This window comes from Pseudomonas sp. Tri1 (assembly GCF_017968885.1).
Lineage (GTDB): Bacteria > Pseudomonadota > Gammaproteobacteria > Pseudomonadales > Pseudomonadaceae > Aquipseudomonas.
The window spans coordinates 2,776,056-2,789,927 of record NZ_CP072913.1 but is presented as its reverse complement, the minus strand read 5'-3'; the positions used below and the strand labels follow the sequence as shown (position 1 = coordinate 2,789,927).

At 60.5% G+C, this 13,872-nt stretch carries 14 protein-coding genes; 9 read left to right on the top strand and 5 right to left on the bottom strand.

Features of this window, described 5'->3' with window-relative positions; genetic code table 11:
* Nucleotides 1–44: 44 nt before the first annotated feature.
* Nucleotides 45–1,001 (bottom strand): threonine dehydratase, encoded by a 957-nt coding sequence (locus J9870_RS12405; protein WP_210644402.1) that lies wholly within the window; start codon nucleotides 999–1,001, stop codon nucleotides 45–47.
* Between the two features lie 102 nt (nucleotides 1,002–1,103).
* Between J9870_RS12405 and J9870_RS12400 the strand changes: the two genes are divergently transcribed.
* Nucleotides 1,104–1,904 carry an AraC family transcriptional regulator gene (locus J9870_RS12400; protein ID WP_210644400.1) on the top strand — a complete coding sequence of 267 codons (801 nt, stop codon included), beginning with the start codon at nucleotides 1,104–1,106 and terminating at the stop codon, nucleotides 1,902–1,904.
* A 222-nt stretch (nucleotides 1,905–2,126) separates the two neighbouring features.
* Here J9870_RS12400 and J9870_RS12395 read toward each other — a convergent pair whose 3' ends face one another.
* Complete coding sequence (locus tag J9870_RS12395; protein ID WP_246883112.1) at nucleotides 2,127–3,038, bottom strand: hypothetical protein; 912 nt, start codon at nucleotides 3,036–3,038, stop codon at nucleotides 2,127–2,129.
* 235 nt (nucleotides 3,039–3,273) lie between these two features.
* Between J9870_RS12395 and J9870_RS12390 the strand changes: the two genes are divergently transcribed.
* The 4 genes from J9870_RS12390 to phnE are packed head-to-tail and all read left to right on the top strand — an operon-like array spanning nucleotide 3,274 to nucleotide 6,504.
* Nucleotides 3,274–4,125, top strand: a complete 852-nt coding sequence (locus tag J9870_RS12390; protein WP_210644398.1) for a putative selenate ABC transporter substrate-binding protein — start codon at nucleotides 3,274–3,276, stop codon at nucleotides 4,123–4,125.
* Nucleotides 4,122–4,919, top strand: a complete 798-nt coding sequence (locus J9870_RS12385) for an ATP-binding cassette domain-containing protein (RefSeq protein ID WP_210644396.1) — start codon at nucleotides 4,122–4,124, stop codon at nucleotides 4,917–4,919. The genes J9870_RS12390 and J9870_RS12385 overlap by 4 nt, the downstream gene beginning before the upstream one ends.
* Nucleotides 4,913–5,740: an ABC transporter permease gene (locus J9870_RS12380; RefSeq protein WP_210644394.1), complete on the top strand. Its 828-nt coding sequence runs from the start codon at nucleotides 4,913–4,915 to the stop codon at nucleotides 5,738–5,740. Before J9870_RS12385 ends, J9870_RS12380 begins: the two co-directional genes overlap by 7 nt.
* Nucleotides 5,737–6,504: a phosphonate ABC transporter, permease protein PhnE gene (gene phnE / locus J9870_RS12375; protein WP_210644392.1), complete on the top strand. Its 768-nt coding sequence runs from the start codon at nucleotides 5,737–5,739 to the stop codon at nucleotides 6,502–6,504. Before J9870_RS12380 ends, phnE begins: the two co-directional genes overlap by 4 nt.
* On the opposite strand, the gene J9870_RS12370 is transcribed toward phnE, so the two are convergent.
* Both J9870_RS12370 and J9870_RS12365 read right to left on the bottom strand, forming a co-directional pair.
* Complete coding sequence (locus tag J9870_RS12370) at nucleotides 6,442–7,170, bottom strand: NAD(P)-binding domain-containing protein (protein ID WP_246883111.1); 729 nt, start codon at nucleotides 7,168–7,170, stop codon at nucleotides 6,442–6,444. The genes phnE and J9870_RS12370 overlap by 63 nt on opposite strands.
* Nucleotides 7,167–7,925, bottom strand: coding sequence for an SDR family oxidoreductase (locus tag J9870_RS12365; RefSeq protein ID WP_210644389.1), 759 nt, complete (start codon nucleotides 7,923–7,925; stop codon nucleotides 7,167–7,169). The genes J9870_RS12370 and J9870_RS12365 overlap by 4 nt, the downstream gene beginning before the upstream one ends.
* 150 nt (nucleotides 7,926–8,075) lie before the next feature.
* Between J9870_RS12365 and J9870_RS12360 the strand changes: the two genes are divergently transcribed.
* The gene (locus tag J9870_RS12360) at nucleotides 8,076–8,681 is read left to right on the top strand and encodes a TetR/AcrR family transcriptional regulator (RefSeq protein ID WP_210644387.1); all 606 of its coding nucleotides are present in this window, start codon (nucleotides 8,076–8,078) and stop codon (nucleotides 8,679–8,681) included.
* 63 nt (nucleotides 8,682–8,744) lie between these two features.
* Here J9870_RS12360 and J9870_RS12355 read toward each other — a convergent pair whose 3' ends face one another.
* Nucleotides 8,745–9,668 carry a LysR family transcriptional regulator gene (locus tag J9870_RS12355; RefSeq protein WP_210644386.1) on the bottom strand — a complete coding sequence of 308 codons (924 nt, stop codon included), beginning with the start codon at nucleotides 9,666–9,668 and terminating at the stop codon, nucleotides 8,745–8,747.
* Nucleotides 9,669–9,780: 112 nt separating this feature from the next.
* Here J9870_RS12355 and J9870_RS12350 point away from each other — a divergent pair, with 112 nt between their 5' ends.
* The 3 genes from J9870_RS12350 (at nucleotide 9,781) to J9870_RS12340 (ending at nucleotide 13,814) form a co-directional block, all read left to right on the top strand.
* A complete protein-coding gene (locus J9870_RS12350; RefSeq protein ID WP_210644383.1) occupies nucleotides 9,781–10,776 on the top strand; it encodes an aldo/keto reductase in 996 nt (331 codons plus the stop codon).
* 288 nt (nucleotides 10,777–11,064) lie between these two features.
* Nucleotides 11,065–13,092: a methyl-accepting chemotaxis protein gene (locus J9870_RS12345; RefSeq protein ID WP_210644381.1), complete on the top strand. Its 2,028-nt coding sequence runs from the start codon at nucleotides 11,065–11,067 to the stop codon at nucleotides 13,090–13,092.
* 209 nt (nucleotides 13,093–13,301) lie between these two features.
* A complete protein-coding gene (locus J9870_RS12340; RefSeq protein ID WP_210644379.1) occupies nucleotides 13,302–13,814 on the top strand; it encodes a hypothetical protein in 513 nt (170 codons plus the stop codon).
* Nucleotides 13,815–13,872 lie beyond the last annotated feature (58 nt).

The window sequence follows — 13,872 nt, the reverse complement described above, 5'->3', positions numbered from 1 at the left end:
AAGTCGATGCTGAAAATGAGCTGAGCACAAAGACATGCCCTTATTCACTCAATCACTTTCGCATACACCGATCTATCGACATTCCCACCCGACAGGATTACCCCCACCCTCTTCCCTGCCATCGCTTCACGTTCCTGCATGAGCGCAGCCAGAGCGGCCGCGCCCGCTCCTTCGGCAAGGTTATGGGTATCGGTGTAATAGACGCGCATGGCTTCGGTAATTTCCTGGTCGCTGACCGACACGATCCGTGTCGCGGCGGCCCCGTAGATGGCGAAGGCTTCGGGAATTGGCCTACGCACGGCAAGGCCGTCAGCAAAGGTGTTGGCCGAGGCGGTTTCGCACAGCTCTCTCGTTTCAAACGATAACTTTGCCGCCATCGCCTCAGTGGACACCACACCCACCACCTGGGTTTTCAGACCCAGGGCATCACGGGCGGCGATCACCGCACAAATCCCCGAGCCACAGCCAATCGGCACGTAGACAGTGTCCAGGTCCGGCGCGGCCTTGAACAATTCAAAGGCATAAGTGGCCACGCCTTTGACCAATTCAATATGGAACGGTGGCACCAGGTAGAAGCCATGCACTTGCGCCAGGCGCACAGCTTCCTCACGGGCCTCATCGAAGTCGCGGCCGTACTCAACCACCTCGCCGCCAAAGCCGCGCGTGGCGTTGTTCTTTTCGACGGAATTACCCTCCGGCACCACGATCAATGCCCGCAAACCCTGTGCCGTTGCCGACAGCGCCAGGCTCTGGCCATGGTTACCACGAGTGGCGGTGACCACGCCTTTGACGCCTGGGTGGGTGCGTTTGAGCCAGTGCATGAAGGTGATACCACCGCGCACTTTGAAAGCACCGGTCGGGGTGTGGTTTTCGTGCTTGACCCACACCGTACAACCCAGCCGTTCAGCCAGCAACGGCCAGGCGTATTGGGCGGTTGCCGGCATGACTTGGTAGACATGATGAGCAGCTTGTTCAAGATCGTCGCGAGTCAGTGTGTACATGGGTGACCTCCAGGTTTTGCCCAGTCTAGACACGGGCACCGGACGGCGGCTTTCAGAAAACTGACCTGACTTTTGCTCTCACTCTTCTCTACTATAGTGTTCATGATCCATCGAAACCGCCTGCCGCCATCGCGTCCATCCGAACCGGTCCGTCGTATCGAGGCAGGCCCATGGGCGATTGAATTGTTACCCGGCTGCGCCTACGCCGCCCGCTATGTCGCGACCCAGGCAGCGATTGGCTTTGCCTTTGACAGCCAGCGAGGCTTGCATGCCATTGGCAGCGACCGCGTGCAGCCCTTCGAGGCCATGCCCAATGGCCTGGCGTTCGTCCCGGCCGAGTGTGACGTGTTCTCCGAATCACCGGGGGGCGGTGAGTACCTGCGGGTCATGCGTACAGACGGTTTTCCATTGGTAGGCGATCGGGCCTTCAACAATCGCATCGATCAGCAGGCCATTGCCCTCGCCCGACGAATGCGCGGGGCACTGTTGCGGGCCTCTATCGAAGACGACTGGGAGGCCTGGGCACTCGGACTGGCTGAGCGGACGATGGACAACCTGGCGTTGACGCCCGCGCCCGCAGGTTCTATCACCGGTAATCGCATGCGCCTGCTCGATGAGTTCATTGACGCTGGCCTCGACGGCCCGCTGAGTGTGCCGGCGATGGCGGGATTGCTCGGCTTGTCCGAAGGCTATTTCATGCGCGCCTTCAAGCATGCGACGGGCAAAAGCCCCCATAGCTACCTGATCGATCGACGTCTGGCCAGAGCCCGTGCCTTGATGCGTGATTCGACAGCCGGATTGGCGCAGATCGCCCACACCTGTGGCTTTAATTCCCAGGCGCATATGGCGACCGTCTTCAAGCAACGCCTTGGCGTCAGTCCGGGGCAGTTGCGCAGAGGTTGATATCTGGCAGGGCCCGGTGATCGACTGGTTTATGCAAAATTGTTTGTTGAACCGTCCTGCCCCTTGAACAACCGTCGGCCTGTTTATTTTTTGATCATCTGTTGAAACGCTCCAGCCACCGGGCTGTAACGCGGTTATCCACAGACATACTCACGGTTTTTCTGGATAACTTGGGCGAGCGCGGCGACGCAAGTACTTGAGCACTCACTGTTTCCGGGTAGATTAAACCACCGTCGGAATGCGTCGCTCCGGCCGGGGCCCGACGCTGGCTTGGGCTCTGTCCACCAGCCATTGCACCCACCTGGCGTCCTGGTCATTGACCACGGCATAACGGTTCGGTGGGAAAAAAGTCCAGTGATGAGCGACTTCGACAAGGCGCTTGAGTTCATCGGCAAACACCCAATACGGCGTCTGTATCAGCGGCAGCGGCGCACCGTCGAAACGCCGCCCCAGCGGCAGGTTGGTGCCGGGGGCGAAGGCGATCGTCAGGTGCTGCCGGGGTTGCATCTGCTTGTCCAGCGGGGGCATTTTCCCGATCCGTGCGTAGGTGAAGTCGCCCGGATATCCCTCCTTGAGCACGAGCCAGTGGCCCGCGGCAGTCTGGGCCAAGAGCCATTGCGACACGCCGGAGTCCTGTACGCACTCAAGCTTACCGTTGGTCCATTGCATGAGGGTGTTGCAATCCGGGTCATAGTCGCAAGACCACAGGCTGGTGCCAGAGATCAGGGTATGGCGTTCTAGCTCGACCAGTCCTCGATCCGGCATGGACTGCCAGTAGCGTTTGGTCGGGTCGCGGGTATCGCGCACGTAGTTGCGCAGCGCCCAAGCCGCCATGAACAGCAGCGTCACGAGCGCAAGCCAGCCAAGGGAGTCACCGACGATCCGGTCGACATCCAAGCCCGGGGCAATTAGCGCTTGATAGAGCCACAGGCTCAGTAAGAACGCGAGGCTCGGCAGCACCGGCCCCAGGCACAACGGCGGAACCAGCACCTCGATCCAGTCAAAGCGGTGCATGAGGGCGCGCTCACGCGCCCAGGCTTGCTCCTCAGCGAGCATCGGCGCCTGTTCCCGTGGGCCAATCTCGGGATCAGGGGTCTTGAAGCGCATGAATTGTGTGTAGACGTCATCACTCATGGATCGAATAGGCTCTTGAAGTCATCGTTCATCGGATCGTTGATCATGCTTGGATCAAGAACTGCTTGCATCATAGGCGTGGGCTTGTAGGATCCCGCCGGTACGATTAACAGAGATTCAACGGCTCGGCCAAAAACGGTCGAGAGGGCTCCTTTCGTCTACCCTCACAAAGCGCCTGCCATCAACCCATGCCTGGCGCTCAAACATTCTTGCGTTAATGTACCGGAGATCTTCCATGTTCAAGCGTTCCCTGGCACTGGCCGCAGGCTTGACCCTGTCTTTTTGCACCCTGCTGACGCAGGCCGCCGACACGCTCAAGGTCAGCGCGATTCCCGATGAAGCCCCTACCGAGCTGCTGCGCAAGTTCAAGCCACTTGGCGCTTACCTGGAGCAGCAAACCGGCATGAAAGTCGAGTTCGTGCCCGTGAGCGACTACCCGGCCGTGGTCGAAGCACTGGCCACCGACCGGATCGACATGGCCTGGCTGGGTGGTTTCACCTTCGTGCAGGCACGCCTGAAGACCGGTAACGCCATCCCGTTGGTACAGCGCGAACAGGATGCCCAATTCACCAGCAAATTCATCACTGCCGACCCCGCAGTCAAGTCCCTGGCCGACCTCAAGGGCAAAACCTTCGCATTCGGCTCGGTGTCTTCGACTTCCGGCAGTTTGATGCCGCGTTATTTCATGCTCCAGGACGGCATCAAGCCGGAAACTTACTTCAGCCGGGTCGGCTACTCGGGCGCCCATGACGCCACCGTCGCCTGGGTCCAGGCCGGCAAGGTCGATGCCGGGGTGCTGAATGCCAGTGTCTGGGAAAAACTGGTCGCCGCCGGCAAGGTCGACACCTCCAAGGTCAAGGTGTTTGCCACCACACCGGCCTACTTCGACTACAACTGGACGGTGCGCGGCACCCTCGACCCCGCCCTGGCCGCCAAGATAAAGGCCGCCTTCCTGGCGCTCGATCCAGCGAACCCGAAAGACAAGGAAATCCTCGACCTGCAGGCCGCCAGCCGCTTCATCGAAACCAAGCCTGAGAACTACAAGGGCATCGAGGAAGCCGCACGCGCCGCCGAACTGCTCAAATGACATTGCACCTGACCCAGGTCAGCCTCGTCCATGGCAACGGTGTCCAGGCACTGCGTGACGTGGACCTGCACATCGGCGCCAACGAACAGGTCGCCATCATCGGCCCGTCCGGCGCGGGTAAGTCGAGCCTGCTCAACGTGTTGGGCACCGCTCTGCGTCCGGGCAGCGGTGAAATGCAGGTGCTCGACGAACGGGCCTGGCAGCTGTCGGCGCGCCAGCGTCAACGTCTGCGCGCGCGTATCGGCCTGATCCATCAAGCGCCCCCGCTGCCGCCGCGCCAGCGCGTGGTCACTGCGGTTCTGGCCGGCAAGCTGGGCCAGTGGGGGATGGGCAAGAGCCTGCTGAACCTGCTGCATCCACTGGATATCCCGGGAGCTCGTGCGGCATTGGCCAGGCTTGACCTGGGCGACAAGTTGTTCGCGCAATGCCAGCAACTGTCCGGCGGCCAGCTCCAACGCGTTGGCATCGCCCGCGTGCTGTATCAAGCGCCGGAGGTGCTGCTGGCCGACGAGCCGGTATCGGCCATGGACCCGGTGTTGGCCGAACACACGCTGTCGGTGCTCTGCCGCCATGCCCGGGAGCACAACGTCACCCTGGTCGCCAGCCTGCATGCGGTGGAGCTGGCCCTGGCGCATTTCTCGCGGATCATTGGCCTGCGCGATGGACAGATCCTGTTCGACTTGCCAACCGAAGCGGTCGACCGTGCGCTGCTCGACAAGCTCTACGCCAATGAACAATTGCAATCCACGCCGATCCCGACACCGCCCTTGAGCGTACAGATTCCCCGATGCTGACACGCGATACCCGAGACCCCGCCGCCCGTCCTCGCCTGCTGCTCGGTTTGCTGGCGCTGGCCCTGCTGTGGCCGGGCATTCGCTTCAGCGAATTGGACCTCGGCGTGCTGGTAGCCAGTGACAGTCAGAGCGAGATGGGCCGTTTTGTCTCGGCCTTTTGGCCGCCAGCCCATGGTGAGGAATTCATTGGGCTGTTGCTGCAAGCTACATTGCAAACGCTGGCCATCGCCACGGCCGGTATGGCCCTGGCGCTGCTGCTGGCCGTTCCCGCCAGCCTGCTGGCCAGCCGTGCCCTGTCGCTGTCTGCGGCCTCCCATGCCGGTCAACCGAGCCATTGGGGCCAACTGCTGCGTTGGCCTGTACGTGGCTTGTTGATCTTCCTGCGCAGCGTGCCGGAAATCGTCTGGGCCTTGCTCTTCGTGCGCGCCGTCGGCCTCGGCCCGACCGCCGGGGTGCTGGCCATCGCCATTACCTACAGCGGCATGTTGGGCAAGGTCTACGCGGAAATCTACGAGTCAGTCGACCAACGCCCAGCCCACGCGCTGCTGCAGGCAGGCGGCAGCCGGCTCGCGGCCTTCTGCTACGGGATCCTGCCCAATGTCGCGGCGGAACTGTTGTCCTACACGGTGTATCGCTGGGAGTGCGCGATTCGTGCTTCGGTGGTGATGGGTTTCGTCGGTGCCGGTGGCCTGGGCCAGCAAATGGACCTGTCGTTACGCATGTTCGCCGGAGGTGAAGTGGCCAGCCTGCTGCTGACGTTCCTCGTCCTGGTGCTGCTCGCCGATCAACTCAGCCGCCTGCTGCGCTGGAGGCTGGCATGAATCGCCTGTTCAACGCGCTCATTGTCCTGGGCATCGGCGCTGCGGTCGTCGCCTCGTTCGCCTATCTGGGCATCGACCTCGGGGAGCTGGGAGACAGTGGCAACCTGAGCCGGATGGGCGCCTACGCCCAGCGCTTTCTCAGCCCGGACCTGAGCCCGGGCCACCTGCGTGCAATTGGCCATGGGGCGGTGGAAACCCTTGCGATGTCCGCCATCGGCACGCTGCTGGCGGCAGTCTTGGGCTTGTTATTGGCATTGCCCGCAGCCGGGCGCTATGGCTGGCCGTTCCAGAGCGCCTCGCGCCTGGTGCTCAATGCCTTGCGCGCGGTTCCGGAACTGGTGTGGGCCGCGCTGATGGTCCTTGCCGCAGGACTCGGCCCCAATGCCGGCACCCTGGCGTTAGCCCTGCACACCACTGGCGTACTCGGTCGGCTGTTCGCCGAAGCCCTGGAAAATACCCCGGCGGAACCGGCCAACGCCATCCGCCTGCAGGGCGGCAATGCTGTCGTGGCATTCTGTTACGGCACACTGCCCAATCTGTTGCCCCAACTGCTGGCCTATACCCTGTACCGCTGGGAAAACAATATCCGCATGGCCAGCGTGCTCGGCTTCGTCGGTGCCGGAGGCCTGGGGCAAATGCTCTATGTCAGCCTCAGTCTGTTCCAGGAAGCCCAGGGCAGCACGGTGATCCTGGCGATGCTGTTACTGGTGTTCGCGGTCGATACGTTGAGTAGCTGGAGTCGTCAACGCTGGGTCAGGGCTTGATCGGTGCCGCGCAGCGGCGAGGTTGGCCATGAGCTCGGACCAGGTCTGGCGCTCCTGCTTCCATGCAGGTTGACCAGGACCGCTACGCCAGGACTCCCTGAGCGGACTAATGTCGACGGTGTCGAAACCGAACTGATCGTAAAGTCGCGTCACCAGTTCCACGGCCTCGGGAAAGTCGCTCGAAGTTGACAATGCCAGTCGGCCAGGGGCGCCAGCAGGTTTGCCCCAGGTAGTGATCCGTGGCGCTTGGATGTGAGTGAAAGCCTTGGCCACCTTGGATGTGGGGAGTTGCTCTTGGCGAAGCTGGTGTTCCGTCTTATCACCTGAATCGATGATCGGAATATGGCCGTCACGCCAAACCATGTAGTTATTGGTATCAAGCACCACCTTTCCCGCGAGCGCTTCCACAGGCATGTCATTGACAACCTTCAAGGGAACGGCCACGACGACGAAATCGCCTGCCGCAGCAGCGTCCGCGGCAGTTGCTGCGCGCGCTGACGGGCCTAGCTCTTCCACGAGGCGCTTCAACGTCTCGGGGCCTCGTGAGTTGGCAATGACGACGTGGTAACCGTTCGCGATCGCCGCACGCGCGATCTGGCTGCCGACCTCACCTGCGCCGATAATACCGATGGTGGTCATGACCGCTCTTTTGCTGGAGATCGTCAAATGCTCAGACCTCCAGCCACATCGATGGCACTGCCGGTGATATAGCCCCCATTCGGCCCCGCCAGAAAACAGACCGTGGCCGACACCTCTTCGAGCGTCGCAATCCGGCGGATCGGATGCAGGTCCAGGATCGCGTCGGGCACACCTTCGCCCAGCACCTCTGCCGCCATGTCGGTCGGCATGATGCCGGGCTGGACAACGTTGACGGTGATATTGCGTCCACCAAGATCCCGGGCAACGCCCCTGGCATATCCGGCAATCGCGGCCTTGGTTCCCGCATAATCAGCGGCACCGGCGAATGGGACATGACCGCCGAGAAGGGAGCCGATGAAGATGATCCGGCCACCTTCCGGCAGTACCGGCGCAGCTGCACGCGTGGTGGCCACCGCGCCCAGGACGTTGATTTGCCACTGGCGATCGAGATTGACTGTGTCGAGACTGGGATCGTCGACCAGTTTGCCCTGAACGGCGATCGCTGCATTATTGACGAGAATATCGAGCTTGCCGAAATGAGCGACCACCTTGTCGATTAATGGCTTGGCTGCAGCCATGTCGGCCTGGTCACTCTGGATAGCAAACGCTCGGATACCCTTGGCCTTCAAACTCTCGACGACAGCGTTGGCCTTCGCAGCCGATGCAACGTAGCTGATCGCAACATCCGCCCCCTGATCAGCGAGCGCTTGTGCTACGGCGGCGCCGAGCCCGCGTGAACCACCAGTGACGAGTGCAACCTTGCCTGTCAGTAATTTTTGCACGGAAGAACCCTCTTTCTGAATGTCTGAACATCCTCGTTACGAGGACACTAGAAACCATAACGACCGTTAACGTAACGAACAGTATGAATTTGGACAGCGGCCGTCAAGCGGTTTAATATCGCTCGTTATGAAAAAAGCCGAGGTGATTTAATGGGGCGTCAGCGCGAGTTCGACGTGGATAAGGCGCTGGACGCAGCGCTTTGCGTATTTTGGCGCAAAGGCTATGAGGGCGCGTCCTACACCGATCTGACACAAGCCACGGGGGTCGAGCGTCCGGCGCTCTACTCGGCGTTCGGCAACAAGGAGGCGCTGTTCCGCCGAGCACTTGAACGCTATTACGAGCACTATCTGGATTTTTTCCCCGCGGCGCTGGAACAACCCACCTCGCTGGAGGTAGCAGCACACATCCTTCGCGGAGCGGTCGAGCTGAGTACCCGTTACCCGGATCGCAAGGGGTGTCTCGGCATCCATGGCGCATTGGCTGGCTCGGACGATGCCGAACCCATCCGATGCACCCTGATCGAGGCACGCGCAACCGCAGAGACCTCGCTACGTGAGCGCTTCGAGCGGGCAAAGCAGGAAGGCGATCTGCCCGAGACGGCCAACTGTACGGCACTGGCCGCCTTTGTGATGGCGATGACACACGGCATGGCGGTTCAAGCAAAGGCCGGTTTCAGTCGCGATGTACTGGAGGCGGTTGTCGAGCAGGCGTTATCGACCTGGCCATCCAAAGCTCTGGATACCCTTGAAGCGTGAGCCAGACTGCGTCGATGTTGAGCTCCGCGGCTGCACGGCTCAAGTTCGGTCGGAACAACGCACCTACACCCTCTCCATCAACGCCCCCTGCACATCCGCCACCCCATGCAACCGCTCGATCACCCAGTCGATAAACACCCGCACCCGCGGCGACAACTGTCGATGCGGCGGGTACACCGCTGAAATCGGCCACAACGGCACAGCGTATTCACTCAGTACTTGCACCAGCCGTCCCTCGGCCAACTGCCGTTGAACGTGGTAACGCGGTACTTGAATCAAGCCAAATCCTGCCTCACAGGCCGTCACGTAGGCGTCGGCGTTGTTGACAGTCAGTTCGCCCGGCAGTTGCAACTCATGCAACTGCCCCGCCACCTCGAACTCGAAAGGAAAAAATCGCCCATTGCCCGACGCGAAGTTGATGGCTCGATGTTCTGGTAAGTCCTCCAACCGCTGGGGCGTGCCCGAACGAGCCAGGTAGTCGGGGCTGGCGCAGGTCAGTTGTTGCAGCCGCACAATGGGCCGTGCCACCAAGGCCTGGTCGACGACATTGCCAGCACGGATCGCACAATCCACGCCCTCGCGCTGCAGATGGACTTGCCGGTCGTGGAAACCGACGTCCAACTGCAGTCCCGGGTAGCGCCGATAGAAGTCCGGCAGGTGCGGCAGGATCCAGGTGCAGCCAAAGGCGATGGGCATGTCCACCTTCAAGGTGCCGCGCGGTTGGCTGCGCTGCACCGACAACGCGCTCTCGAGGTCGTCGAGGTCGTCGAGCAGTTGACCGCAGCGCTGGTAATAGGCCTCGCCATCGAGGGTCGCACGCACTTGCCGCGTGGTGCGTTGCAACAGCTGCACACCCAAGTGGGTTTCCAGCTGCTGTATCAACAGGCTGACAGTGGCCCGGGGCAGTCCCAGATCGTCGGCCGCCTTGCCAAAACCACCCAGTTCGACGATGCGCCTGAACACCTGCATTGCCTGTAATCGATCCATTTTCGGGCTCACTATTTAGATATCACGAATAGTTAAACCAAAAATCACGGGTTTATCCATAAAACAGCCTCATGGAAACTGAACGGGTCATTTACAGCCAGGAGCAATCATCATGATGACCCGCCAACTCGGCCATCACGGCCCACACGTTTCAGCCATCGGCCTGGGCTGCATGGGCATGTCGGACTTCTACACCACCGGGGTGGATGAGCGAGAGGCGATCGCCACGCTGCACCGCGCCGTGGAACTGGGCGTGACGCTGTTCGACACCGCTGACATGTATGGGCCGCACACCAACGAAGAACTGCTCGGACGCGCCTTGCACGGCAAGCGTGAAAGCATTTGCCTGGCCACCAAGTTCGGCCTGGTGCGCAGCAGCGACCCCCATGCCCGAGGCGTCAATGGCCGCCCCGAATACGTCAGGCAATCGGTCGAGGGTAGCCTCAAACGGCTCAATACCGACTACCTCGACCTCTACTATCAGCACCGCGTTGACCCGCTCGTTCCCATCGAAGAGACCATCGGGGCCATGGCCGAATTGGTCAAGGCAGGCAAGGTCCGTCACATTGGCATCTCAGAAGCCAGCGCCGAGACCATCCAAAGGGCCCATGCGGTCCATCCACTGGCTGCGGTTCAAAGCGAATACTCGCTGTGGTCCCGTGACCCTGAGCACAATGGCGTGCTCGACACCTGTCGGCGCCTGGGCATTGCCTTCGTCGCCTACAGCCCGCTGGGCCGCGGGTTTCTGACGGGTGAGCTGAAGAGCCCGGACGATTTTGCCGCCGATGATTATCGCCGCTTCAACCCACGCTTCCAGGCCGACAATTTCAGTCGAAACCTGGTGTTGGTGGAGCGGGTCAAGGCATTGGCTGCGAACAAGGGCATCAGTGCTTCGCAACTGGCCCTGGCGTGGGTATTGGCTCAGGGCAACGATGTCATCCCGATCCCGGGCACCAAGCAACGCAAATACCTGGAGAGCAATGTCGCGGCCGCAACGCTGGCATTGAGCGCCGATGAGCTGGCCCATCTGGATGAAATTTTTGCCGCCGAAGGGGTTGTAGCCGGCGATCGGTACAGTGCGCAGACGATGACTCTATTGAACGGCTGATCGAGTCGCCGGGTTTGCCCTGGGTATGTACGAAAGTCGCTAATCATTGGGCGCAGGCAACACAGACGAAAGGACACTGTGGGCGGCCGATGGAAATCGATAGTTTGAGACTGGGTTATACGCAAAGGATCCTGCGCAGGCGTTGCCGTACAGCCTGAACGCCGCCAGGCGCCTCTGCGTAGCCACTGCTGCCAAGTTCGCTCCAGCCTACCCAGCCGTGGCCGATACAGAGTAAGGCCTCTGCACGTATACCTTGTATGCGTCACGTCGCACTCAACGAGTCCAGCCATGAATCTACTGAATCTCTTCAAAAAGGCCCGAGCCCACACCCAAGGTGCTGTCAGCGTGGTTTGTAGCGCTGGCGAACTTGATCAGGCGCTGGCCAGCGTGCGCGTAGAACCGGTGTTGGTCACCGGATTTGTCTCCCCTCACCTGGACATCGACCAGATCGCCGCCAAGGTCAAAAAGCGCTTTGCCCACAGTGCTATCAGCCTGTGCACGACGTCTGGAGAGCTGTGCAATGGCACTAACACGCTGTACTGCCAGACCGGCGACACCTGGGACCGGGTGGTGCTGCAACTGTTTGATTCCAGTGTGATTGCCTCGGCCGAGGTGGTGATGGTGCCGCTGGAGTGCGAAGACATTCGCAGCGGGGGCAAACGCCTGGCCATGCGTGAGCGAATTGCCAAGCTGGTGAACAACATCAAACAGGCGCGGGTGAACACGCCCATTGACCACCGCGATACCTTGGCCTACGTGGTGTTCGATGGTCTTTCGGCGTCCGAGTCGTTCTTTATGGAGGCGCTCTACGAGTCCGGGCGTTTCCCTTGCCTGTTCGTCGGCGGCTCTGCCGGAGGCAAGACTGATTTCAAGAAAACCCTGATCAGTGACGGCCAGCGCAGTTACCAGAACCATGCGCAAATAGTCTTCCTGAAAACCGCCGCGGATGTGCGCTTCGGGGTATTCAAAAGCCAGAACTTCCAACCGGCCGGGTTGACTTTCAACGTGCTGACCGCATCGGTGGAAGACCGCACCATTGACCAGGTCATCGACAGCCGTGGCAACATCAAGAGCATGGTGCAAGCACTGTGCGACGCATTCGAGTGCACAGCCCAAGCGCTGGAAAAGAAACTGGCCGACTACTCGTTCGCCATCCGGGTGGGTGAAGAGCTGTTCGTGCGCTCCATTGCCCGCATTGACTATCAACAACAAATCATTCAGCTGTTCTGCGACGTTGCGCCCGGCGAAGAGTTGGTGATGGTCAAGCGCACGCCCCTTCGCGAAGCGACCCGCATCGACTACGAGAAATTCCTCAGAGGCAAAGGCGGTCGACCGGTAGCGGCCATTCTCAACGACTGCATCCTGCGCCGGCTCAACAACAGCAGCGACCTGGGCAGCATGGCCGGTATTTTCGGTGATGTGCCGTTGGCCGGCTTCTCGACTTTTGGTGAAATCCTGGGCCTTAACCTGAATCAGACGCTCACGGCGATCTTTTTCTTTCGAATCACTAAGGGCGCCAGTTTCAGCGATGAATACGTCGATAACTTCATCGCCCACTATGGCGAGTTCAAAGCCTTCTTCCTGCGTCGCCAGATCAAGAAGCTGGCGGGCCTGAACCACGTAGTGGTCAAGCAGATCATGGCGTTCAAGATGAATGACTTCAACAGCGCCTTGGACACCCGCGGCCTGGATAACACGATCCTGCCAGTGTTCGACGGCCTGACGGACCTGGGCCAGGTGTTGGCACAGGCCAGCCAGCAGCAAGCGGAGATGGCTACGCAAATCAAGCATTACTCGGGTGAACTGCACCTGTCGATGGATGACCTGACGGGCACGATAGATCGGCAAAACACCGTTGCCGAGCAGGCCGGCACGACCGTGGAGCAGTTGGCCACGCAAGCCGGTGAAGCGGTGGTCGGCGCGCGTGCGCTCGCCAGTTCAAGCCTGCGTATCCAGTCGATCGTGCAGGTGATTCAGCAAATCGCCGGGCAGACCAACCTGCTGGCGCTCAACGCTGCCATCGAAGCCGCGCGGGCGGGTGAAATGGGCAGAGGTTTCGCCGTGGTGGCTGACGAGGTGCGCAAGCTCGCCGAAATCACCCGCAAGAATGCCGCTGAAATCGGCGTGGATATTGACCTGCTGTCAAAGGAGATCCAAGGCGTCGCCCAACAGATCGAAGATCAGTCCACCGCCGTGGGCGCACTGCGCGAAATGCTCGATGTCCTGGAGGACTCAAGCCGCACCACTGAAGGGACGGCGCAACGCACAAAGACCATCGCCGACACCTTGACCGGGCTGACCCACACCAATGCCTGAGCACGTCGAGGCATAAAACCGGCGGCCACCTTCGAAGATGACATAAATCAAGGTTGTCCCGGGTATATCTACTCATCATTTGGGGGCGTTAGTAAGCGACTGTCATGCTGAAGTCCATGAGTTCCGACGAATGCGGCTGACTCCACTCTCCACAATCGTGTGAAACCTTTGATTTTGGTTCGGCTCCTCCCCCATACAGGTAGCTCGACATGAAAAATACCCCACTGGCCATGCTTTTGCTTCTTGCATCGCTTTCCCCCCTTTGGACGTCAGCAGCAGAGCAATCTGAAGTACCGTCGACGCAGCAACAAACCCCCAATGTTGCAGAGTTCGATAAACAGATGGCACAGGCGCAAGAGACCTTCCAGAAAATGCAGGAACAGATGGCGAAGATCCAGCAGACCCAGGATCCTCAGGAGCGGCAGAAACTCCTTCAGGAACATTGGAATACGATGCAGAGTGGCATGGCCATGATGCACGCAATGGGGGGGCCGGCAATGATGGGATGCTGCCAAGGCCCGGGCATGATGGGCAAAGGGAAGATGATGGGCGGCGGACACATGATGGGCTGGCAGGACTACTCGAAGTTGCCTGCGGAGCAAAGAAGTCAACACCAGTACATGATGGACAGGTTCACCGGCATGCAACAGATGATGATGGAGCAAATGATGCGGCATCAAAGCTACATGCAGGGGCAACCACCGGCCAAGCCAGGCGCATAGGGTATTGGCAGCGGATACAGTGACCCGCTGGCACTCATAGGCGGCCCAAGCCGGGCCG